Here is a 22,478-nt window from a genome sequence, read left to right as displayed (position 1 = left end):
AATTACCTTATCAAGTTTAAAACAGTTCTCATCCTTTGACTCATAGGCAAAGTCATTTCAATTTGCCCCTTTATTCCCATCGCCGTTTCAATTTCTGCGTTTGTATCCGAACGAACTACAATTCCAGTCCCGAGATCTACCCACAATGTCCCGACATTTTTACCTTCACCTTCAAGTCCATATTTCATACCTTGTATAGTTCCTTGCCCAGATATTGCAAAATTTGCGTCAACCTTCAACCTTGCGCATCTTATTTGGTTTACGGTTTCAATTCCCTCAAAAGTGTATTTCCCACTTGTCTTTACAATTGCTTGTCCTTCATCAGAAATAGTTGTATCGGCATAAGAGAAATTCCAACTGTCATTCGGTTTAATTTTTCTTTCAGGGAAGATGACCGCGTGAGTATATTGACGCTTGTCCAAGTTTTCTCCAAATCCACTTAGCAATCTTTGTTGTTTTATCTCAAGAATTTCAAAACTTACTCCCCTACCAAATTTATCAATCACCTGTCTAAACTTAAATCCGACGGGCAAAATCAGCGTTGTATCCATTTGTAACACTTGCGTTTTCATCCTCGTCTCAATTGTATCAACTGAAATTATAAGTTCAACATTTCCGTTAGATGCTATATTTTGAACTAAATAGTGAATTGTCATTTTCGTATTTAAATTTATCGTCTGTTCCACCCCCATAACGGTTTGCGTTATGGTCCCATCGGTTGAAAAAGAATAGGCAAATTTTTTGCCCTTCTCCGGTTGATATCTGAGCAAAATCTCCTGGGATGATAAGAATTGAACAAGAACAAAAACAAACGCTAATAGTAAAACTAATTTCCGCATTTTAAAATCATTTTTTTGTTAATTTAACACAAATGGCAAAAAAATCAAATGATGTCAAAATTTTAGGAGCAATAAAAGCGAAAAAACCAAAACATCTAAAGCTCCTGCGTTCAAGGATCAAATTGCTCAATTTTTCAATTTTTATTATATTGATTTCAAAATAATAGGCAAGGTTAAGGTATGACTTATCTCGTAACCGCAAGAAAATGGCGACCTACAAGATTTAATGAAGTTGTCGGTCAGGAACATGTTACTGCAACTCTTTTGAATTCTCTCAAACTTGGGCGCGTTGCTCACGCATATATCTTCGCTGGTCCCCGTGGAGTTGGCAAAACAACAGTTGCAAGAATACTTGCTAAAGCAATAAACTGCTTAAATCCGCAAAATTATGAACCTTGCAATGAATGTGAAATGTGCCTTGAAATTTCAAACGGAAGAAGCATTGATGTGCTTGAAATTGATGGTGCATCAAACCGAGGAATTGATGAGGTGCGTGACTTACGAGAATCCGTTAGATATACCCCGACTAAAGCGAAGTATAAAGTTTATATCATTGACGAAGTTCACATGCTTACGAAAGAAGCTTTCAACGCCCTCTTGAAAACACTTGAAGAACCCCCACCGCATATTCTATTTATCTTTGCGACTACCGAACCACATAGAGTCCCATCAACGATTTTATCAAGATGTCAAAGATTTGATTTCAGAAGAATTGAAATCCAAAAGATCATTGAAAGATTAAAACTTATTGCGCAACAAGATAAAATTCAAATTGATGACGATTCACTTTTTACAATTGCGAAAAAAGCCAATGGTTCATTGCGTGATGCTTTGAGCATTTTTGATCAGGTCGTCTCATTCTGTGGTGAGAAGATAAAATTTGATGATGTAATAAAAGCATTAAACATAATTGATCAGGAAGTTTTCTTCAAGGTCACCGACATAGTTAAGGAGAAGAATATAAAAGCTGGATTTGAACTCGTTGATGAAATAATCAAACTCGGCTACGACTTTCAAGAATTCTTGAGCGGTTTATCAGAGCACTTGCGAAATCTTTTGGTTGCCATAACAACAAAATCGGCTGAATTAATTGAAGCAACGGAGTATTATAAAACTCGCTATATGAACGAAGCGAAAAATTTTAATGAATCCGATATCTTAAGGATGCTTAAAATTGTCAACGATGCAGAAATCACCATAAGATGGACACCTCAGCCGAGACTAAAGCTTGAAATGGTCATAACGCAACTTGCATCGCTTGACAGCACAGTTAAAATTCAAGAGCTGATCTCAAAGATTGAGAAAATTGAAAACTCACTTAATTCATCTGGAGGTTCTTCGTCTGAAAATTTTAACAATCCCCCGAAAAGGGGGAACAAATCCGAAATCTTAACTTACTCAACCGAAAAAAATATAAAATCCGAATCTAAAAAGAATGAACCTTCACAACTTCAACACGATGATATTCAAGAAATAAACAAATTATTCCAAGATCCGCTCGCAAAATACGAAACGAAATCATTTCAAAGATTAGAGCAACAAAAAATTGACGACCCAGAAAAAATTTTAAATTTAATTCGCGAGAAATGGGATGAGATAGCAGACAAAGCACAAAGTTACAATCTCAATCTTGCGACCGCGCTTAAACTTTCATATCCACTTGAGATGAAAGACACAAAGATTAAAATTGGAACAGCCACAGATTTACACCTTGAATGGATAAGAAAAGACATAGGATTTTTGAGAAGGGAAATTTCAAAGATATGCAACGCTGAACTTGATATTGATGTTTTGATATGCGATGTTCAAAATTTCAAGGACGAAATTATTCAAAAGAGCCCTGATTTAAAACTAAAAAAACTTATGAATGAGTCCCCATTTGTCAAAGCGCTTATTGAAAATCTCGGCGCACGACCGATTGATTAATTTGTTTTTGATATTGTATCTCTTCTCTATCTCAATTGCTTTTTCAAATAGCTTCAAGTTTTCAAAATATGCTGGTGAATTTATGTCAATTGGTGTTGGTGGAAGAGCGCTTGGAATGGGAGGAGCATTTACAAGCGTTGCAAACGATGTAACTGCTGGATATTGGAACCCAGCAGGACTTGCCCAATTATCATCAAACACTCAATTAATCTTGATGCACGATGAAAGATTTGCTGGAATATTAAATCACGATTACTTCGGACTTGCTTTAAAACCGACAAACTTTTTATCATTTGCTTTGTCAATCATTCGTCTCGGCATTGACGATATACCATATACAGAAGGGGCACTTCTTGACAACAATGGTGATGGGATTTTTAATCCCGAGTTTGACCGAATTGATCCCAACAAGATCACATTCGTTTCATCATCCGATTGGATCGTGATAACATCATTTGCGAAAAGCTCAAATGAAAAATTTTCATTTGGTGGTAATGTAAAGTTCATCTATAGAAAAATTGAAAAAAACTCTGGGATAGGCGTTGGATTTGATGCAGGTGTAAAATTTAAAGTTTCAAACTTCTCACTTGGGCTCGTCGTGAAAGACATAACTTCAACACTTATAATATGGAACACAGGTAAAAACGAACTTGTAGTTCCATCTTTGATAACTGGAATAAGCCGAGAATTTGAAATTTTATGGGGAAGATTAACACCGTCGCTTGATTTAATAACAAGGTTTGAAGGAAGAAACAAAACTGCTTTCCTTGGGACGAACTTCGTAAGTTTTGACATAAATATCGGTGGTGAATATACTTTTAAAGATTTGCTCTCGGTTAGATCCGGTTTCACAGAAAACGGAGAATTTACGCTTGGCGCTGGAGTTAAATTAAATCGCCTTGATATTGATTATTCATTTGCAAGATTTAGTTCGGAACTTGGAAACACGCATAGAGTTTCCTTGAAATTTTCAATTAATTGAAACATCAAACAAACCTTGAGCTTATGAAACTTTACGCTCTTGCGATCGCAGCTCACCCAGACGACATAGAGTTAAGCTGTAGTGGAACGATAATAAAATTAACACAAAAAAATTATCCCGTTGGGATTCTTGATCTTACCCGAGGAGAGCTTGGCACACGAGGGGATGAGAAAATGAGGGCAAAAGAAGCAAAGGAAGCTTCATCTCTTATGGGCGTTAGCATCCGTGAGAATCTTAAACTACCAGACGGTGGGATAGAAGTCACTCAAAAAAACAAAATTGAGCTGATAAAAATAATCAGAAAATACAAACCCGAAATAATTTTCGCTCCATATTGGATTGAGCGACACCCGGACCACGAAAACACGAGCAAACTTGTCCGGGAAGCATGGTATCTTTCAGGGCTTGTTAAGTTAAAAACAAAATTAAATGGGAAAGAACAAGAAGCATTTCGCCCGAAGAAAATTTTCTTCTATGTGCAATACTTTTATCAACAGTTCATCCCAAACTTGATCATAGACATATCCGATGTGTTTGAGAAAAAGATGAAAGTCATTGAATGTTACAAATCACAGTTTTTTAATCCATCTGTAAAGTTAAATGCAGATGAAACTCTTTTGAGCACGGCGGACTTTAAAGAGTATCTCATTGCTCAAGCTCGTTTCTTCGGACAGATGATAGGACGAAAATACGGAGAACCATTTTTAACGCTAAGCCCTATAGGATTAAATGGAATAGACAGCGTAATTTTGCCAGAGCGAAGTTAAAACAAAAAAACTTGTATCTTGAAAACTGAAGAAATCCTTGGACTTGTAAATGTTATCTTTTACATTGCTCACATCGTAGTTTTTTCCGTACTTGGCTACAGACATAATAAAAAGGGCGGTTTAAAATCCGCTTTTCTAATTTTAATTTTTCTGTTCGTTTTGTTTTTCGTCGCTTTGCAAGTTGGGGGATTTTTAGCCCAGTTTTTCTTCATCGGAAGAGAGATGACAACTAAATTAAAAGCATTACACGATACAATAGTTATCACAATCGCGACCGTAATCCAATCCCCAATTTGGTTTATCTTTCTCAAAAAGAAAGCAAAAAACGGCGGTGAAACCGAAAACAGTAGCATTGATAGCCCATGATAGAAAAAAAGCGGACATGGTTGCATTTGCAACTCAAAACAAAAAGAAACTTGAAAAATTCAATTTAATTGGAACCGGAACGACCGCTAAACTTGTAAAGGAAAAAACAGGTTTAAAAATCAAAGCATATCATTCAGGTCCATATGGTGGTGATGTGGAAATCGCAGCACTTGTTGTGCAAGGTAAATGCGACGCTGTTATCTTTCTTCACGATCCGCTTGAACCTCACCCACACGATCCCGACATTAAAACATTAATGAGAGTTTGTGATGTTTACAATATCCCACTTGCGACGAATCTTGCAACTGCGGAGATCATCATAAATGCGATTTCAAGCGAAGCCACAAATCCAAGCGAGACCACACGCTAAATAACATTCTTTGCCCTTTTAAAGCAACATTTATCCAAAGCCGTATGGATTTTTGATTTGAGATCCCACTTTTTTATTTTTGATAAAAAAATTATGCAAATCGTTATGACAAAGATAGTTGAAGTTGGAAACATAAAAATCGGCGGTGGAAATCCAATCGTCGTCATAGCTGGACCTTGCGTAGTTGAGAATTACGAAATAACTTACGAAACAGCCAAACGAGCTAAACAGATCACAACCGAACTTGGAATGCCTTTTATTTTTAAATCAAGTTATAAAAAAGCAAATAGGACAAGTTTAAAGGGTTTTTCAACGATTGGTGAAAAATTAGCGCTTGAAATCCTTGCGCAAATTAAAAAAGAACTTGACATCCCAATCCTCACCGACATTCATTCAGAACCGGAAGCGGAGATGGCTGCTGAATATGTTGATGTACTTCAAATACCGGCCTTCCTCTGCAGACAAACGGAACTACTGATTGCCGCTGGAAAAACGGGAAAAGCAGTTAATATAAAAAAAGGTCAATTTATGGCACCAGAAGATATGAAATATGCAGCTGAAAAGGTTGCTTCAACTGGAAATGAAAAAATTTTGTTAACCGAACGAGGGACGACATTTGGATATCATAATCTCGTCGTTGACATGCGCTCCTTACCAATTATGCGCTCAACAGGTTATCCTGTCGTAATAGATGCCACTCATTCAGTTCAATTGCCAAGCGTTGGAGAGAAATCTGGCGGAAGACCTGAGTTTATATTTCACATCGCAAGAGCTGCTGTTGCCGTCGGAGTTGATGCGATATTCCTTGAAACACATCCAGAACCATCAAGAGCTTTAAGCGATGCGGCAAGCCAGCTAAAACTTGATTACTTATATGAACTATTAAGCCAAGTCAAACAAATAGATGAGCTCGTTAAAAAATTTGAACAAACAACTGTTGCCAAATGAAAGCAAAAAAAGACGCACTTGAAAAAGCTAAAAAAGTTAAAATGATACTTCTTGATGTTGACGGCGTCTTAACAGATGGGAGCATAATTTATTCTTCAAACTGCGGGGAGATAAAAATTTTCAATGCGCAGGACGGATTTGGCATCGTAAGAGCTATTGAGCTTGACCTAAAGGTTGGAATTATCACTGGAAGAGAATCTGACATAATCAAAAAAAGGGCAAGCGAGCTTGGGATAACGGATTTGATTCAAAGTGCGATTGACAAAGTGAAACCTTTTGAAATGCTCGCCGAAAAATACAACCTCAAACCAGAACAATTTTGCTATGTTGGCGATGACATACTTGATATTCCGCTTTTGAAAAAAGTTGGTTTCAGCGCTGCACCTGCAAACGCAAGAAACGAAGTTAAGAGAGTCGTTGACTATGTTGCTTCTGCATCAGGAGGAAATGGAGCGGTAAGGGAAATAATTGATTTCATATTGAAGGCACAGAAAAAAATTTGAAGTTGTAAATAAAAAGATGTTGGATAAGATCATAATCCGCGGGGCAAGGCAACACAATTTAAAAAATATAAATCTTGATATACCACGAAACAAATTTATAGTTATCACTGGCATTTCAGGCTCAGGTAAATCATCACTTGCGTTTGATACAATTTACGCAGAGGGACAAAGAAGATATGTTGAATCTCTATCAGCATACGCAAGACAATTCCTTGACATAATGGAAAAGCCAGATGTTGATTTAATAGATGGTTTGAGCCCAGCTATATCAATTGATCAAAAATCTGTAAGCCATAACCCTCGCTCAACCGTTGGCACCGTGACGGAAATTTACGATTACCTGCGACTACTATTTGCAAAGATTGGAGTTCAATTTTGTTATAATTGTGGAAAGCGAGTTCAAAAACAATCAACAGATCAAATTGTTGAAAGCATACTGAAGATTGGTAACGGTGTTAAAATTGAAATTTTTGCTCCAGTCGTCCGCGGAAGAAAAGGTCATTACAGAGAGCTTTTTGAAAAGATTTCAAGAGATGGCTTTCTACGAGTGAGAGTTGATGGTGAGGTAAGAGAGATAACCCCAGGAATGCAAGTGGACAGATATAAAATTCACAACATTGAAATCTTAATTGATAAACTCACCATCTCAAAAGAATCAAGAAGAAGAATTTACGAGGCAGTTGAACTTGCTCTTGAATACGGAAATAACTCAGTGATCGTAAACGATGGAGAAAAAGATTTATTTTTCAGCAAGCATTTCGCTTGCGTTGATTGCAATATAAGCTATGAAGAACTTTCCCCTAATTCATTCTCATTTAATTCCAAATATGGCGCGTGCTCCGAATGCAATGGGCTTGGAGAAAAAATGGAGTTTGATTTGAAACTTATAATTCCGAACCCTTCGCTTTCAATCTCGGAAGGCGCTATCGCTCCATACGGGAAAGAAAAGGATAACTGGGAATGGTCTCTTTTAAAAGCGGTCGCCAAAAGATATGATATTGATCTTGAAAAGCCATTCAAAAAACTATCAAAAGAGCAAGTTAAAATACTTCTCTACGGAGCTGAAGATGAAAAATTTTCAGTCAAATATAGATATTCCGATGGATATACCACGACATACACCGATAAATTTGATGGCGTGATAAACTATCTAAAAAAAGTTTACACGATTACAACATCAGATAGCGTTAGGCAATGGGTTGAACGATTTATGAGCAGTCAACCGTGCCAAGAATGCCAAGGTAAAAGATTGAAAAAATCATCACTTGCTGTGAAAATTATTGATGCAGAAACTGGCAAGAAGATAGGTATTGATGAAATAGTTTCAATGCCAATAAAATCAGCTTACGAATTTTTTGAAAACCTAAAATTAACAGAGCGAGAGCTTATAATCGCAAGCCAAATTTTGAAAGAAATAAAATCAAGATTGAAATTTCTCATTGACGTTGGACTTGATTATTTAACGCTTGATAGACCTGCAAAAACTCTTTCAGGTGGCGAATCACAACGCATTCGTCTCGCAACACAAATTGGTTCTCAACTTTCTGGAGTTTTATATGTGCTTGATGAACCAAGCATAGGTTTGCATCAGCGAGATAACATTAAGCTAATTCAATCTCTGAAAAAACTGCGCGACCTTGGAAATACAGTTATCGTTGTTGAACACGACAAAGAAACGATTGAAAATGCTGATTTCGTTATAGACCTCGGACCTGGTGCTGGCGAAAATGGTGGATATGTCATCGCAATTGGAAAACCACACGAGCTTGATAGTAGATCATTAACGGCGCAATATTTAAAAGGTGAAAAGAAAATTGAAATCCCACAAAAAAGAAGACAAGGAAACGGGAAATATCTAATCCTGAGAGGCGCAACTGGAAATAATCTGAAAAACATTGATGTTAAATTTCCACTTGGAAAATTTATATGCATCACGGGCGTGAGCGGTTCAGGAAAATCAACGCTTATAAGTGAGACACTTTACAGAATACTTGCGAAACATTTTTATAATTCCACCCAAGAACCACTGCCTTACAAATCAATTGAAGGGATTGAACACATTGATAAAGTCATTGAAATAGACCAATCACCAATTGGAAGAACCCCACGCTCAAATCCAGCAACTTATACTGGAGTTTTCACTTTCATAAGAGATCTTTTTTCCCAACTTCCTGAATCCCGACTTAGAGGGTACAAACCTGGAAGATTTAGCTTTAATGTGAAGGGCGGAAGATGTGAAGCGTGCGAAGGTTCAGGCGTTAAGAAGATTGAAATGCACTTTCTTCCAGATGTTTATGTTGTTTGCGATGTTTGCAAAGGAAAAAGATATAACAAAGAAACACTTGAAATAAGATACAAAGGAAAATCTATAAGCGATGTTTTAAATATGACCGTTTCCGAAGCGCTTGAGTTCTTCAAGGATATACCGAACATAAAGCGAAAACTTCAAACTCTACATGATGTTGGACTTGGTTATATAAAACTTGGTCAACCTGCACCGACATTGTCAGGCGGGGAGGCACAAAGAGTTAAACTTGCAACTGAACTCTCAAAAGTCGCAACTGGAAAAACTCTTTATATACTTGATGAGCCGACAACTGGATTACACTTTGAAGATATCAAAATGTTGCTTGATGTCTTAAATAAACTTGTGGACAAAGGTAACACTGTAATAGTCATTGAACATAACCTTGAAGTTATAAAAGTTGCCGATTGGATAATTGATCTTGGTCCCGAAGGCGGCGATGAAGGTGGTTATATAGTTGCGGAGGGGACCCCAGAAGAAGTAGCGCAAAATCCAAACTCATACACTGGAAGATTTTTAAGAAAGGAGCTATTTACAAACCTTCAATGATGTCTTTCAACCAACGCATTGATTGAGTTATGAAACTTGGTCCATGATGTGCTATGAAATCATAAATTCCAGGCGTGATGAAAACTTTTTCATTTTTTATCGCATTTACCTGACCAAACCTGTTTTGAAGAAAACTCACAATCTTCCCTCTGTCCCTATTCTTTGAAAACATCTTTGGTTCGTAAATTATAACATCTGGATTTAGCTCTCTAACTTTTTCATCGTTGGGAAAAAGCCATTCCGCAGGATAATCACCAAATATGTTCACACCACCAAGTAATTCAATTGCGTCGGTAATATAACTATAGGCTCCAAATGTCACCGGTCCCCCAAGGTCAATTTCAATGTAAACCTTCGGTTTTACCTGGCTTATCTTTTGGTTTGAAATTATATTGCTAAATTCAAAAGTTAGTTTTCTCTCAAGCTCTCTCGCTTCCGAAAAATATCCTGCAACAACTCCAACTTCGTAAGATGTTGCTATTATTTCCGCCACGCTCGGCGGAAGGCGAACAGGATAAACGACGAACTTGTCAGCAATTTTGTTAACGAGATCAAGTTGGTATCCTGTTGTAGTGAAAATAATATCCGGGTTCAAAGATATAAGTTTGTCTTCTTTGAAGGTATTGTAGCTTCCGACGATCGTCTTTTTCCTTGCGGTTTCAGGTCTTACACAGTAAACGCTAACTCCAACGACGAAATCCCCAAGCCCCATCTCAAAAAGTGCCTCTGTGATCGCTGGACTGAAACTAACAATTCTTTGACATTTATCCGGAAGCGTCAATTCTTTACCTGTAATTTCACAATAAACCTTGCGCATGCTTTATCACTTTGCTGAGAGAATTTTTTCCTTAAACTTTGAACTAACCTCCTCTGGGTTTTCCGATTTCATTATAGCGGAGATCACCGCAACTCCATCTGCGCCTGCTGTCAAAACATCGCTCACATTTTCAATGGTTATTCCTCCAGATGCAAAAACTGGGAAATCTTCTCCAAGTATCTCTTTTGCCTTTTTTATCATTTCAAGCGGGACTATCTCGCATGAATCAACTGAAGAAGTCGGGAAAATAGAACAAAAGGAGATATAATCAACACCGTTTTGTTTTGCCCATTCAATCTTTTTGATGTCATTTCCACAGGTGATACCAATAATTTTATCAGAACCAATGATTTCTCTTATTTCTTCGCCCGATTGTTTAGGTATCTCATAACCATCAAGATGGATGCCATCAGCGTTAAGTTTTGCGCATAATTCAACATCATTTGCAATTAGAACGGGAACATTGTATTTATGAGCGACATCAATTAGTTTTTTCGCTACATCAAAGAACTCTTTAAAATTCAACTGCCACTTTGCTTCATCAGCCCACAGCTGAATTACATCAACTCCTCCTTTTATAGCCCTTTCAACAATTTCAGATAATTTTTCAACGCCAACTTTTTCAACAAACGATATATCAACGACAAAATACAAACCTTTTATTTTCATTTTTACCTCCATCCTTTGTTAATGGCGTTTATGTATGCGTTCCAATAAGGATCTGCTTCGGGATAAACAAGCGCTTCTTTACTTCCATCAGGATTTTCAATCCATAGCCCATACGAAGGTTCTTCAAAATATCCCACCTCTGATGATTCAATACCATTTTCCGCGAGAACATTAACAAGTTCAGAAACTTTTTCCTCTTTAACAGCGATTATCAATGTCCCTTCGCTTAACGAAATATATGGATCAATCTCAAATAGATCACAAATCTTTCTTGTCGTCTCCGAAATTTTAACTTTTTCTTTATAGACATGAACACCGCAACCGCTTGCGATCGCCATCTCGTAGATTCCGCCGAAGACACCACCTTCCGTTGCATCGTGCATTGCAGAAACACCATCATTACGAACACCTATTTTAACCGCAGTTAAGGCATCGTCAACAACTGAAAATTTTCTGAAATAACTTTGTGCCTCTTTCAAAAAGTCAGAACCGAAATTTCTTTCTATCGTCTCTGGAAAGACACGAGCAAGTATACCTGTGGTTGCAATCGCTCCTCCTTTTGTTATCACGATTCTATCCCCAGGTTTAGCCATGTTTGAAGAGAGATACTTATCAATATCACCAATTGCTATAAATGTCCCACCTCCGACGATTGTGTAATCAATACCGAAAAATTTTCCCGTATGTCCTCCAACTATTGCTATTCCAAGTTTCTCACATTCACGATGAAACGCATCCCAATAAATTTCAAATTCTTCTTTCGTTATTTGTGGTGGAAGGTTGAAATCAAGCACCGCATACATCGGCGGGATTCCACTTGTCGCAAGATCTGACGCAAGAAGATGAACCGTAAGCCATGCTGAATCCTCTAATCCAAGCGCAGGGATAATTGAAAGCGGATCAGATGTCAATATCATAACTTGCCTGTCGTTTATCTTAACAACCGCGTTATCGCAACCATAATTTGGACCGACGAGAACTTCATCTCTTTTCGCGCCAAGTTTTGGATAAATTACATTGTCAAAAAATATCTTTCCAACTTTGCCAAATTTTGGAAAATCTACTTGCATTTTTCAAGGATGTTTTTATTTGAATTTAACTCCAACGCCAAGGAAAGAGCCTAAAAAAGGAATTTTAGCAAGTTTTTTTATTCCTAAAATTTTCGGAAAAACAGCGCAACGCCAATCAAGAAACTCATAGTTTTTTCCATCAAGCGCTTTCATTATTTCCCTCTTGATCATCGGTAGCGAATAAAATTTTGCGTTGTAGTAATACGGATTTTTACCGAGTTTTACTTGAATTATTCGTCTTATCGTTGGCAAGCTCCATCTATTCATTAATCCCATCACAATTCCTCGCCTTGCAACTCTCTCCGCCTCACGAAAAACTTTAACGAGGTCTGGCATATATTCAAGACAAGCGACATAAAGCACAACATCAAAAGTTTTATCCTTGAATGGTAAAAATTCAGATCTTGCATTTATAAATTTACCATCGCTCCACAATTCTTTTGCAACTCCGAGCATCACTGGCGAAATATCAGCTCCAACGATTTTATATCCAAGTGCATTCAACCACCTCGTAAAGTGCCCAGTTCCACATCCAACCTCAAGAATTTCACTTACGCCCTCTATCTGGTCAAGCAAAAACTTTAACAAATTTTTCTCTTGAATATCCGCTTCCTTATACTTGCCCTCATAAAATGATTCATAAACCTTTGCTATTTCTGGCTGAAAATACCAAGGTGTGAATTTTTGTTCCTTGACCATTTTTGCTCTCCCAATTTTTTATGATATTAAAATTTTAAGTGCTTTCTGCTTTCACGCTGTGTTTTCTTAATTGCTTTAGCAAGCTTTCAAAATCTTTCGGCAAGCCTGCCTCAAACTCAACATATTCTTTTCGCCTGAAATGGAAAAATCCAAGCTTCAACGCATGCAATGTCAATCTACTCATCAATGGTTTTTCAACTTCATCTTCCTTTGCTTTATACTTTCTTTTTATTTCCGACAAGAAAATTTCACTTTTGTTTCCATAAAGCGAATCAATCGCGAGCGGATGTCCAACTGCTTTGAAGTGAACTCTTATTTGGTGCAATCGTCCAGTAAGCGGTCTTGCTTCAACAAGTGAATAATTTTCAAATTCTTCCAAAACCTTATATTCAGTTATCGCCCTTTTCCCTGATTCATAATCAACTCTCATCGTGCCCGGGACTTTCGGATTTTCAGAAAGAGGAATATCAATTCTTCCCTCTTTATTTCGCAAATGTCCAGCTATCAAAGCAAGATAAACTTTCTTAACATCGTGCTCCTCAAATTTCTCGTTTAAATCCGAATGTGCTTCTTCATTCTTTGCGAAACATATAACGCCACTTGTTTCTTTATCAAGGCGATGAACTACAAATATGCTTCCGTATTTTTCGGTTAAAATATCATAAAGGTTCGGCAACGATCTTGAAAATCTATCAGGAATGGTTAAAAGCCCAGCGGGTTTGTTTATCACGACAAAATCATCGTCTTCGTAAATTATCTCAATTTCATCATCAAAATTTCGGGCTTTCATAGGTGTGATTATGATTTGATTGGTGAATTTCAAAAATCAATTTTCAAACAGAGATTTAAGCCATGTGGTGATAGAACAAGTCCTACTTCAGGTTTTAAACTTTTGTTTTGTTTTCTTGCAAGTATGAAAGCATCAATTGCGGAGGCGAAATGGTTAGTGATTATAAAAACAAAGGCAAATTTCGCATAATATCTAAAAGCGCGACTTTTCGTTCTTATGTTTTTATATCGTTGTCTTGACAAGTCCGAGTCCCACCACCAATAAAATTTTTCTGTGTCGTAGATCTTTTCATAATCTCTGTCGCGCCCTTTCCTAAGATTGTAATCATAAACACTTCGGTAATTTTCAATATGAGCGAAGAAATCATCAGATTTTCCATTTGGATCAATCCCAGCGTGAACAACAGCAAAACTTATAGCGTCGTTATTTAGCCACCGTCCATATTCATTAAGCCCAAGATAAATAAGCCAAAGTGAAATTTCAGAAGCAAGAAAATATCTCCCGATATCAAATCTTTTGACATATGCCTCGCCAAGTCCAGGGACAGCAAGTGAGAGACCAAAGGCAAGAGCTGGTGATTTTTTACCTTCCGTGGTTGATCCAGAAAGAATATCGTTTCTTATTTTAAATCTCTCAAGGTCACCAGCGATCACAATGTTTAAGGCGAGGAAAAATACGAAGAATTTTTTCATTTTAACTTTGAATTTATCTTGAAGTTATATGCCTTAATGCGAGTTTGACAAGTTCTTCTACTGTGAATTCCTTCTTTTCGTTTTCCTTTATTGCAAGGCGAATTGCTTTTTCTGCGGATTGTCGCGTAAATCCAAGCGAAATAAGAGCAAGCAATGCTTCGTTTCTTACCTCAACTTGATCGGATGATACAAACTCTGGGTGTTTCCCTGCAAATTCAATTTTCGCGATTTTATCACGAAGTTCAACAATGACTCGCTCTGCTGTTTTCTTTCCAACTCCCGGAATTGAAATAAGTGTTGACACATCTCCGCGAACTATTGATTCTTTAAGCTCATCAACGCTCATCCCCGACATTATTGCCTGAGCCATCTTCGGACCTATTCCTGAAACAGAAATTAACATTTTGAAGAACTCCCTTTCCTCAATGCTTGAAAAGCCGTATAAAAACATTTCCTCGTCTTTTACAATAAGATAAGTGTAAAGTTTTGTATTTGATCCGACATCCCCAATTTTATCATAAATCGTAACTGGAATATGCACAAGGTAATTTACTCCGCCGACATCAATTACAATTTCTGTTGGTGCTTTGCTTACAACTTTTCCTTCAAGAGCAAATATCATCGCTCTTTTCGTTTTAATTTTATCCCCGACTCATCGGACAAAAATTCTGGATGAGCCTTTAAAAATGCTTTCCAATCTCTAAATCTTATCTGTTCTGGGACATAAGTTCTATTTATATGACATATTGCAACTGCAAGCGCATCAGAAACATCGTAAAACTCTGGAAAACTTTTCAAGTTTAAAATTGCTTTCACCATGAACTGAACTTGTTCTTTCGTTGCGCTTCCTCTGCCGACGACAGCTTTCTTTACTTCTCTTGGCGTGTATTCAAAAACAGAGGCTCCAAAATTCACAGCAGAAAGAATTACAACACCTCTAACATGTCCGATTTTAAAAGCGGATTGAAAATTTTTGCCATAGAAAGCTGTTTCAATGGCAACTTCCGTCGGTTTATGCAAGCTTATTATCTCGGTTATCTTATCATAGATTTTTTTCAATCTGATTGGAAAAATATCTCGCTCATCAATTCTAATAGCACCATAATCAATCGCCGTCAACCTCGTTTTATCAATCTTGCTATCTTCTACCTCAACTTTGACAACACCATAACCTGTAATGTTGCTTCCTGGATCAATTCCGAGAACTATCATTTACTTTGTCCATAAAAAATTTTTACTCTCCCATTTGCTTGCTATATTCAGCAAGAACCGTATCATCAATTTCAAAGTTTGAATAAACATTTTGAACATCGTCGTGATCTTCAAGTGCTTCTAAAAGTTTTAAAAGCGTTTGTGCATCCTTGCCTTCAACTTTAACGGTCGTCTTTGGTAACATTCTAACCTTCGCATCGTCAATTTTCACATTGTTTTTCTCAAGTGCTTCCCTTACCTGTTCTAAATTTTCCGGCGCGGTAATAACTTCAAAGAAAGTATCATAAGATTTCAAATCATCCGCCCCAGCTTCAAGTATGATTGCAAGTATTGTGTCTTCATCATATTCTTTTGGAATTTGGATAACTCCTTTCCTTTCAAATATCCAAGCAACAGAACCAGCTTCCCCTAAGCTACCGTTGTGACGATTAAGTATGTTTCTTATCTCTGCAACAGTTCTGTTTTTGTTGTCAGTAGTTGACTCAATGTAAAGCGCAACTCCACCTGGACCATATCCTTCGTAGACGACTTCTTCATAAGCTACTCCTGGAAGTTCTCCAGTTCCTCTTTTAATTGCTCTTTCAATGTTCTCCCAAGGCATGTTTGCTGCCTTTGCGTTCTGAATTGCAAGACGCAATCTTGGGTTTGTTTCTGGATTACCACCGCCTTGTTTCGCTGCAACGGTTATTTCTTTGATGAGTTTTGTGAAAAGTTTTCCCTTTCTTGCGTCAATTATTGCTTTCTTATGTCTTATCTGATGCCATTTTGAATGTCCAGACATAGTTTAACACCTCCTAAGTTTTTACTTTAAATCTTTAATTTTAAACTGTATAACCGATTGACCATTCCAAAGCCCTTCATCAAAACTAAATACGATGCTCGCTCTGTCTCTGCCCAAGATCTCGGGATAAAACTTGCTAAGTCCATAGCCAATTGCATCTATCGTCAGACCATTCACTTTAATTTTAAATTTTAAATGATTATTTCCAAAAATTCTGACATCAGATATTGGGACATTTGCTGAAAGGAAAACTGGCTCTTGGTTCCCAGGACCGTATGGCTCAAAATTTTTCAAAATCTTCCAGTATTCCGAAATATGCCCTGCTATTTCATTAATATCAACAACAGCATCAATGCATATCTCACGCATAAGCATATCATCAGTTATAAATTCATCCGCAAAATTATTTATTGCCGTTTTAAACTCTTGAAATTTTTCAGGTTTTAGAACCATGCCAGCTGCATGCTTGTGCCCTCCAAATTGTATAAGTGTATTTTCACACTTTTTCAAAGCATGGTAAATATCAAAGTTCGGGATGCTTCTTGCTGAACCTTTCAACACTCCATCGGCATAAGTTAAAAGGATAGTTGGTCTATGATACTTCTCAACTATTTTTGAAGCAACTATTCCTATAACTCCCTGATGCCAGTTTTCGTTATATAGGACGAAAACTTTATCTTTTTTGTAGATTTCTTCTCTTTCAATAATTTCAACTGCTTCTTCAAAAGCTTCCCTATCAAGCGATTGCCTTCTTTCATTTTCAAGATGAAGCTGCTCAGCCCAATATGAAGCGGAGTTATAATCATTACTTATTAAAAATTCAACAGCCCTAATTGCATCACCAAGCCGACCGACCGCATTGATCCTCGGGCCTATTACAAAGCCAATATGCCATGTGTTAATTTTTTTGTTTCTTAATCCAGCTTTCTCAAGAAGTGCAAGAAACGAAACTCGTGGATTTGACGAGTTCAAAAGCTCAAGACCATATTTAACCAAGATTCTATTTTCCCCAATAAGCGGGACGATGTCCGCTGCAGCAGCGACCGCAACAAAATCAAGATATTGAAATGGAAGGATCTCGTCAAAAGAGAATTTCTTCTGAAGTGCTTGAACAAGCTTGAAGGCAACGCCGCAACCAGATAGATATTTGAAAGGGTAAGGACAAGTTTCTTTCAAAGGATTCAATACTGCAAAAGCTTCGGGTATTTCATCTCCAGGCTCATGATGATCACAAATTATAACATCAATGCCAAGTTCACGAGCAATTTTCACTTCGTTTATCGCGGTTATCCCACAATCAACAGCTATCATCACATTTACGCCTTTCTGATGCGCTTTTTCAATGCCAATTTTTGAAATCCCATAACCTTCTTTAAATCTATCTGGAATGTAAACTTCAACATTTGCTCCAAGTTCTCTTAAAAAAAGATAAAGCATTGAGGCACCTGTTGTCCCATCAACATCATAATCTCCATAAATTAAAATTTTCTCTTTGTTCAGAATAGCCCTGCTAATTCTCTCAACTGCTTTTTCCATATCCTCCATTAGAAATGGATCGTGAAGGTCCTCCAATCTCGGATTGAAAAAGCTGTTCACTTTCTCAACCGAATCAATGCCTCTTGAGACAAGGATCTTTGCGATTGGTTTAGGAATTTTGGCATCTTTTGAAAGATTATTAACAAGTTCAGGTTTTTCTACCTGGATTATTTTCCATTTGTTTTTCAATTTCTTCAACCCATTTTTTAAGTTTCAAAATTTAAAAGCTGGTGCGGGTTTGTAAGCCAAATTCTGTCTATCCCACTTTGAAGTGGGAGAGGCAGTTATTTCTCTTTGCGACCTACCCGAGAGTCCTTCGTCCCAACATAAAGTCGGGATGAAGCCGAAGCGGGCAACTTCGGCTCCGTTCGTTCCCGAACAGAGGTCCTCTCCTATTTGGTCTTGCTTCATAAGGGGTTTACCCTGCTCCCGATATCGCTATCGGGACGGTGGGCTCTTACCCCACCTTTTCACCCTTACCCCAACCAAAGGTTGGGGCGGTATGTTTTCTGTGGCACTTTCCATTTCCAGCGGATGTAGCCACTGGAATTTCCGATTGCTCGGAACTTAACGCCCTAAGAAGTTTGGACTTTCCTCCCTCCTGTTAAAAAACAGGAGAGCAACTGCCCAACCCGCACCAGCTATTTCACACTTTCCATAGCTTCATTATAAACCTCATCCGAAATCAAAATTCTACCGCAAGATTCACAAGTGTAAATCCTGTTATTTTGCCATATCTCAACAACTCTCTGGGCAGGTACTCTCGCTCCACAACCTCCACAACTCCCATTATTAACTGGAACAACAACAAGTGTTCCTAACGAATCCCTAACCCTTTGATATCTTTTCAAAAGAATTTTATCTACATCTTCTTCAAATTTCGCCCGAATCTTTTGAAGTCTTTTCTCTTCGTCTTTGATTTCGGAATCAATTTCTTCAAGTTCCTTTTGCTTCTGCTCAAATTCCTCCTGTAATTTCTCAAGCTCCTTCTCGTAATCTTTTATTATGTCCTCAAGCTCCCCCTGCCGTTTAATAAGCTGTGATCGCCTTTCTGTAAGTTCGTCAATTTTCTCATTTGCGTTGCTCATTTGCTTCTGAAGTGCATCGTATTCACGATTTGACTTCACTTGTGTTAATTGCTTCTTCCACTTTTTTATATTTTCCTTCAACAGGCTCATCTCGGAATCAACATTATCAATTGCTTCAATTACATTTTTCAAAGAATCCCTAGAACGCTGTAGCTCCTCTTTAATTCTTTTAATTTCTTCACTCAACGAATCAATTTCCTCTGGTAGATCACCACGCCTCCCTTTGATTTCATCAAGTTTTGAATCAATTATCTGCAACTTGTAAAGCGCGACGAGTTTTTTCTTCAATTCCACAGCCTCTTATATTAATTTTGTTTATTAATAAAAAAGTGCACCCTTGCGAGTGCACTCTTATAAAATGACAAACCCACTGACTAAACTTCTCAAGGTTTTTAAGTTCTTTATTTTCCGCTTCAACCTCCAAATTGAAACTTCGCAAGAATTATTTTTCGTTTTTCAACCTGTGTTTAAAAATATAACAATTAAGGACAAAAAAAACAAATACTCGCTTAAAAACAAAAAACCCTCCCCAGTTCCGAGGGGAGGGCATTTGAATTTAGGTCGTTGAAAATTCCCTTAATAAATGCTCTAACATAACATTTGTCCTACCATCCTTTAGCGAAATTTTCTGCATCGCTGGTGGATTGGAAAAGTAATCCGAAATAACATCGCTTATTCTCTCCTCATAGCTTGATACATGCTCATTGACATAGAATATACCTATGGGAATTCTATCTCCCCATTCAAGTGATTTCTCAACGACTTGAACCCACTTGAGATTTAACTCGTTTGGATCATCGGGATTGTGAACATAAGGATCATAACCTGTCTCCTCAAGTTTGTAAATTCTCGGGATTGGCTTTCCTGTCACAGGATCAACTCTATCCTTTCCTGAATACCAATCTTTCGTGTTTATATCGTTATATGTTGGGCAAGGTTGCAAAACATCAATAAAAGCGAGTCCCTTGTGAAGAATAGCTTTTTTAATTATTTCTTTTAGATGTTTGACATCGTAAGAGTAACCTCTTGCTATGAAAGTATAACCAGAAACAAGAGCGAGGGCAATTGGATTTATAGAATCATTTATGTTTGGTTTAGGCAACGATTTTGTTTTAACTCCGAGCTTCAATGTCGGCGATGCTTGCCCTTTCGTTAAACCGTAAACAGCATTGTTATAAACAATATATGTCAAGTTCACATTTCTTCGTCCCGAGCTTACAAAATGTCCAACACCTATACCGAGACCATCACCATCCCCACCGACGACTATGACATTTAGATCAGGATTAGCAAGCTTTGCACCAATTGCAAACGGCACAGCTCTACCGTGCAAAGTATGAATACCATAGACATTTATGTAATGTGGTGTCTTTCCAGAACAACCTATGCCAGAGAAAACAACCGCCTTATGCCTTGGGATCCCAAGCTCAAACAACGCTACTTGCACCGACTGGAGAATTCCAAAATCACCACAACCCGGACACCAATCGTTGTGGACATCTGTTTTATATTCTTCAAGTGTTAATTTTTTGACTTCATCTATTTTAATCGCCATTGTTCAATACCTGTATTTTGTTTGCTTTGTTTTGAAGGATTAATTTTAAAGCGGAATAAACTTCGCTCAATGACATCGGACGCCCGTTATATTTCAGGATGTAGTAGTCAATATCCCTTAAAATCTCCCGCTTTACAATTGAACCAAACTGCGCCATCTTGTTGTGTTCAATATCAATTAAAACTTTCGCTCCACTGATAAGATCTTCAACTCTGTCTTTAGGAAAGGGATGAAGCAACTTAACTTGAATGAATTTCAGCCTATATCCCTCTTTTGTAAGCATCTCCATCGCATCAAGTATAGCACCTTTCGTTGAGCCCCAACTTAACACAGCATATTCAGCAAAAGCATCGCCATAGAGAATTGCTTTATCTTCGTCGCTAATCTCAACGAGTGCAAGATCTAACTTCTTCATCCTCTTATCAACCATCATTGTTCTAACTTCGTGATCTTCAGTTATATGCCCGAGCTCATCGTGTTCATCCCCAGTATTCCAGAAAACTGTATTTTCTGTCCCGAGTTTAGCTCGCGGAGATATACCTGTCTCAGTAAACTTAAATCTTTTATAAACACCATCAGAAAATGCCTCAATAAGTTCACCTCTATCAATTTTCACTTTGGTTAGATCAAATTTTTTAACAGTTGCAATTGAATTAGCCATCGCCTTATCAATTAAATGAATAACAGGTGTTTGATATCTTTCCGCGAAATTAAAAACTTTCGCAGCGTCATAAAATATCTCTTCAATATCACCAGATGCATACACGATTCTTGGGAACTCACCATGCCCCGCGTAGATTGAAAAGAGCAAATCCTCCTGACTATGTCTTGTCGGCAATCCGGTTGATGGTCCACCTCTTTGATAAAGCGTAACAACAACTGGGACTTCGTTCATTCCAGCCCATCCCAATCCTTCAGCCATAAGTGAAAATCCAGGTCCAGATGTCGCAGTTGAAGCCCTAACTCCAGCAAGCCCAGCGCCAATCGCCATCGTTATAGCTGCAATTTCATCTTCTGTTTGAACGACAACAATTGAGCCTTTTTCAACATCGCCATTATCCCCTACAATTTCAAAAACAGCATTGTCTTCAAGATAAACACTTTCATCAGAAGCCGGAGTTATAGGATAATATGATTGGAATCTGCATCCACCCGCAATTTTGCCAAGCGCTGATGCTTGATAACCCTGAATTATTATCCGCTCAACTTCATTTCTATGAACAGGTTCAAGTTTGTAGTTTGTTCTTTCAAAATTTTCAAGGACATACTCATAGACATATTTTGCGCTTTCAACATTTAAATCTGCAACTTTCTTCTTCGCTCTAAAAACATATCGTATCGCTTTCTCAACAAGGGAAAAGTCATACTGAAGAAGTGCAAACGAGGCAGATACAGCCATTACATTTATCATAACATCCATCCTTGCAATTTGAGGATTATTAAGCTTCTCCGCAAGACCCTCAAGTAATTTAACATACGGAATCCCGTAAGTAAGAATTCCATTCTTTGAAGCATATTCAATCACATCACCAACGCTATAACCAACTCCATTTGCAGAGAGAAATGACTTTATTCTCCTGTTAGCTGGTTTATCAATGGTTGGAATTTTATCAACCGTTATGGATTTTTGATTGATATCGTAAATTATCACACCACCAGGAACAACTTTATGAATGTGCCTAAATAAGGTCTCAGGATCAAATGTGACGAGAAAATCTATCTCATCAAGATGTGATCTTATCAACTCCGAACTAACTCTCACAACATAATTACTATGTTCACCCTTGATGTTTGAATGATATTCCCTTTTCCCGAACACATAAAGTCCACCATATGCACATGCTCTTGAAAAAATGTTTGCCCCTGAATCAACTCCACTCCCCTGGGGTCCTCCAACAAGCCAAGATAGTTGATTTATCTTCATCTCCATTTTTCTCCAAATTAATTTTAGATTTAGACAAATTCAAAATAATATAACAAATAAATCTACCTTCAAGTTTCGCGTGGGAAAACC

General features: G+C 37.6%; 22 protein-coding genes and 1 other RNA gene. 8 read left to right on the top strand and 15 right to left on the bottom strand.

Annotation, left to right across the window (positions count from 1 at the left end; genetic code table 11):
* Positions 1-2: 2 nt before the first annotated feature.
* Positions 3-770 carry a DUF6263 family protein gene (locus tag NZ923_04270; GenBank protein ID MCS7229236.1) on the bottom strand — a complete coding sequence of 256 codons (768 nt, stop codon included), beginning with the start codon at positions 768-770 and terminating at the stop codon, positions 3-5.
* 249 nt (positions 771-1,019) lie between these two features.
* Between NZ923_04270 and dnaX the strand changes: the two genes are divergently transcribed.
* The 8 genes from dnaX to uvrA all read left to right on the top strand — a co-directional run bounded on the left by dnaX (position 1,020) and on the right by uvrA (position 9,555).
* Positions 1,020-2,765 (top strand): DNA polymerase III subunit gamma/tau, encoded by a 1,746-nt coding sequence (dnaX, locus tag NZ923_04265; protein ID MCS7229235.1) that lies wholly within the window; start codon positions 1,020-1,022, stop codon positions 2,763-2,765.
* Between the two features lie 7 nt (positions 2,766-2,772).
* Entirely contained in the window at positions 2,773-3,747 is a 975-nt protein-coding gene (locus tag NZ923_04260; protein ID MCS7229234.1) for a PorV/PorQ family protein, read from the top strand.
* Positions 3,744-4,514, top strand: coding sequence for a bacillithiol biosynthesis deacetylase BshB1 (gene bshB1 / locus NZ923_04255; GenBank protein MCS7229233.1), 771 nt, complete (start codon positions 3,744-3,746; stop codon positions 4,512-4,514). The genes NZ923_04260 and bshB1 overlap by 4 nt, the downstream gene beginning before the upstream one ends.
* An 18-nt stretch (positions 4,515-4,532) precedes the next feature.
* Positions 4,533-4,880, top strand: a complete 348-nt coding sequence (locus NZ923_04250; protein ID MCS7229232.1) for a hypothetical protein — start codon at positions 4,533-4,535, stop codon at positions 4,878-4,880.
* Positions 4,881-4,896: 16 nt separating this feature from the next.
* Positions 4,897-5,250 carry a methylglyoxal synthase gene (locus tag NZ923_04245; GenBank protein ID MCS7229231.1) on the top strand — a complete coding sequence of 118 codons (354 nt, stop codon included), beginning with the start codon at positions 4,897-4,899 and terminating at the stop codon, positions 5,248-5,250.
* A 105-nt stretch (positions 5,251-5,355) separates the two neighbouring features.
* Positions 5,356-6,198 carry a 3-deoxy-8-phosphooctulonate synthase gene (gene kdsA, locus NZ923_04240; GenBank protein MCS7229230.1) on the top strand — a complete coding sequence of 281 codons (843 nt, stop codon included), beginning with the start codon at positions 5,356-5,358 and terminating at the stop codon, positions 6,196-6,198.
* Positions 6,195-6,701 carry an HAD hydrolase family protein gene (locus NZ923_04235; GenBank protein MCS7229229.1) on the top strand — a complete coding sequence of 169 codons (507 nt, stop codon included), beginning with the start codon at positions 6,195-6,197 and terminating at the stop codon, positions 6,699-6,701. The genes kdsA and NZ923_04235 overlap by 4 nt, the downstream gene beginning before the upstream one ends.
* A 16-nt stretch (positions 6,702-6,717) precedes the next feature.
* The gene (gene uvrA / locus NZ923_04230; GenBank protein ID MCS7229228.1) at positions 6,718-9,555 is read left to right on the top strand and encodes an excinuclease ABC subunit UvrA; all 2,838 of its coding nucleotides are present in this window, start codon (positions 6,718-6,720) and stop codon (positions 9,553-9,555) included.
* On the opposite strand, the gene NZ923_04225 is transcribed toward uvrA, so the two are convergent.
* The 14 genes from NZ923_04225 to NZ923_04160 all read right to left on the bottom strand — a co-directional run bounded on the left by NZ923_04225 (position 9,539) and on the right by NZ923_04160 (position 22,394).
* A complete protein-coding gene (locus tag NZ923_04225) occupies positions 9,539-10,372 on the bottom strand; it encodes an ABC transporter substrate-binding protein (protein ID MCS7229227.1) in 834 nt (277 codons plus the stop codon). The two genes, uvrA and NZ923_04225, sit on opposite strands and share 17 nt — an antisense overlap.
* A gap of 6 nt (positions 10,373-10,378) precedes the next feature.
* Entirely contained in the window at positions 10,379-11,041 is a 663-nt protein-coding gene (thiE, locus tag NZ923_04220; GenBank protein MCS7229226.1) for a thiamine phosphate synthase, read from the bottom strand.
* A gap of 2 nt (positions 11,042-11,043) precedes the next feature.
* A complete protein-coding gene (locus NZ923_04215; GenBank protein MCS7229225.1) occupies positions 11,044-12,111 on the bottom strand; it encodes an AIR synthase family protein in 1,068 nt (355 codons plus the stop codon).
* A 15-nt stretch (positions 12,112-12,126) separates the two neighbouring features.
* Positions 12,127-12,810: a class I SAM-dependent methyltransferase gene (locus tag NZ923_04210; protein ID MCS7229224.1), complete on the bottom strand. Its 684-nt coding sequence runs from the start codon at positions 12,808-12,810 to the stop codon at positions 12,127-12,129.
* A 34-nt stretch (positions 12,811-12,844) separates the two neighbouring features.
* Positions 12,845-13,600 (bottom strand): RluA family pseudouridine synthase, encoded by a 756-nt coding sequence (locus NZ923_04205; GenBank protein MCS7229223.1) that lies wholly within the window; start codon positions 13,598-13,600, stop codon positions 12,845-12,847.
* A gap of 29 nt (positions 13,601-13,629) precedes the next feature.
* On the bottom strand, positions 13,630-14,292 hold the full coding sequence (locus NZ923_04200; protein ID MCS7229222.1) for a hypothetical protein: 663 nt from the start codon (positions 14,290-14,292) through the stop codon (positions 13,630-13,632).
* 13 nt (positions 14,293-14,305) lie between these two features.
* Positions 14,306-14,914 carry a Holliday junction branch migration protein RuvA gene (gene ruvA, locus NZ923_04195; GenBank protein MCS7229221.1) on the bottom strand — a complete coding sequence of 203 codons (609 nt, stop codon included), beginning with the start codon at positions 14,912-14,914 and terminating at the stop codon, positions 14,306-14,308.
* Complete coding sequence (gene ruvC / locus NZ923_04190) at positions 14,911-15,504, bottom strand: crossover junction endodeoxyribonuclease RuvC (GenBank protein MCS7229220.1); 594 nt, start codon at positions 15,502-15,504, stop codon at positions 14,911-14,913. The genes ruvA and ruvC overlap by 4 nt, the downstream gene beginning before the upstream one ends.
* 22 nt (positions 15,505-15,526) lie before the next feature.
* Positions 15,527-16,285, bottom strand: coding sequence for a YebC/PmpR family DNA-binding transcriptional regulator (locus NZ923_04185; protein MCS7229219.1), 759 nt, complete (start codon positions 16,283-16,285; stop codon positions 15,527-15,529).
* 21 nt (positions 16,286-16,306) lie between these two features.
* Positions 16,307-18,010, bottom strand: coding sequence for a single-stranded-DNA-specific exonuclease RecJ (recJ, locus tag NZ923_04180; GenBank protein ID MCS7229218.1), 1,704 nt, complete (start codon positions 18,008-18,010; stop codon positions 16,307-16,309).
* 36 nt (positions 18,011-18,046) lie between these two features.
* Positions 18,047-18,460, bottom strand: an RNA gene (rnpB, locus tag NZ923_04175) — RNase P RNA component class A.
* Positions 18,461-18,462: 2 nt separating this feature from the next.
* Positions 18,463-19,197, bottom strand: coding sequence for a C4-type zinc ribbon domain-containing protein (locus NZ923_04170; GenBank protein ID MCS7229217.1), 735 nt, complete (start codon positions 19,195-19,197; stop codon positions 18,463-18,465).
* Between the two features lie 268 nt (positions 19,198-19,465).
* On the bottom strand, positions 19,466-20,464 hold the full coding sequence (locus tag NZ923_04165) for a thiamine pyrophosphate-dependent enzyme (GenBank protein MCS7229216.1): 999 nt from the start codon (positions 20,462-20,464) through the stop codon (positions 19,466-19,468).
* Positions 20,454-22,394 (bottom strand): 2-oxoacid:acceptor oxidoreductase subunit alpha, encoded by a 1,941-nt coding sequence (locus NZ923_04160; protein MCS7229215.1) that lies wholly within the window; start codon positions 22,392-22,394, stop codon positions 20,454-20,456. The genes NZ923_04165 and NZ923_04160 overlap by 11 nt, the downstream gene beginning before the upstream one ends.
* Positions 22,395-22,478: the final 84 nt, after the last annotated feature.

It is taken from the genome of Candidatus Kryptonium sp., assembly GCA_025060635.1.
Classification (GTDB): Bacteria; Bacteroidota; Ignavibacteria; order Kryptoniales; family Kryptoniaceae; genus Kryptonium.
The sequence above is the reverse complement of the archived record's forward strand: the minus strand, read 5'-3'. Positions and strand labels throughout refer to the sequence as shown.

What these genes read in the sequence shown, in the direction of transcription:
- dnaX (MCS7229235.1), top strand. Translation starts at nt 1,020, where the DNA reads ATGACTTATCTCGTAACCGCAAGAAAATGGCGACCTACAAGATTTAAT.
- NZ923_04245 (MCS7229231.1), top strand. Translation starts at nt 4,897, where the DNA reads ATGGTTGCATTTGCAACTCAAAACAAAAAGAAACTTGAAAAATTCAAT.
- kdsA (MCS7229230.1), top strand. Translation starts at nt 5,356, where the DNA reads ATGACAAAGATAGTTGAAGTTGGAAACATAAAAATCGGCGGTGGAAAT.
- NZ923_04235 (MCS7229229.1), top strand. Translation starts at nt 6,195, where the DNA reads ATGAAAGCAAAAAAAGACGCACTTGAAAAAGCTAAAAAAGTTAAAATG.
- uvrA (MCS7229228.1), top strand. Translation starts at nt 6,718, where the DNA reads ATGTTGGATAAGATCATAATCCGCGGGGCAAGGCAACACAATTTAAAA.
- NZ923_04225 (MCS7229227.1), bottom strand. Translation starts at nt 10,372, where the DNA reads ATGCGCAAGGTTTATTGTGAAATTACAGGTAAAGAATTGACGCTTCCG.
- thiE (MCS7229226.1), bottom strand. Translation starts at nt 11,041, where the DNA reads ATGAAAATAAAAGGTTTGTATTTTGTCGTTGATATATCGTTTGTTGAA.
- NZ923_04215 (MCS7229225.1), bottom strand. Translation starts at nt 12,111, where the DNA reads ATGCAAGTAGATTTTCCAAAATTTGGCAAAGTTGGAAAGATATTTTTT.
- NZ923_04210 (MCS7229224.1), bottom strand. Translation starts at nt 12,810, where the DNA reads ATGGTCAAGGAACAAAAATTCACACCTTGGTATTTTCAGCCAGAAATA.
- NZ923_04205 (MCS7229223.1), bottom strand. Translation starts at nt 13,600, where the DNA reads ATGAAAGCCCGAAATTTTGATGATGAAATTGAGATAATTTACGAAGAC.
- NZ923_04200 (MCS7229222.1), bottom strand. Translation starts at nt 14,292, where the DNA reads ATGAAAAAATTCTTCGTATTTTTCCTCGCCTTAAACATTGTGATCGCT.
- ruvA (MCS7229221.1), bottom strand. Translation starts at nt 14,914, where the DNA reads ATGATATTTGCTCTTGAAGGAAAAGTTGTAAGCAAAGCACCAACAGAA.
- ruvC (MCS7229220.1), bottom strand. Translation starts at nt 15,504, where the DNA reads ATGATAGTTCTCGGAATTGATCCAGGAAGCAACATTACAGGTTATGGT.
- NZ923_04185 (MCS7229219.1), bottom strand. Translation starts at nt 16,285, where the DNA reads ATGTCTGGACATTCAAAATGGCATCAGATAAGACATAAGAAAGCAATA.
- NZ923_04165 (MCS7229216.1), bottom strand. Translation starts at nt 20,464, where the DNA reads ATGGCGATTAAAATAGATGAAGTCAAAAAATTAACACTTGAAGAATAT.
- NZ923_04160 (MCS7229215.1), bottom strand. Translation starts at nt 22,394, where the DNA reads ATGGAGATGAAGATAAATCAACTATCTTGGCTTGTTGGAGGACCCCAG.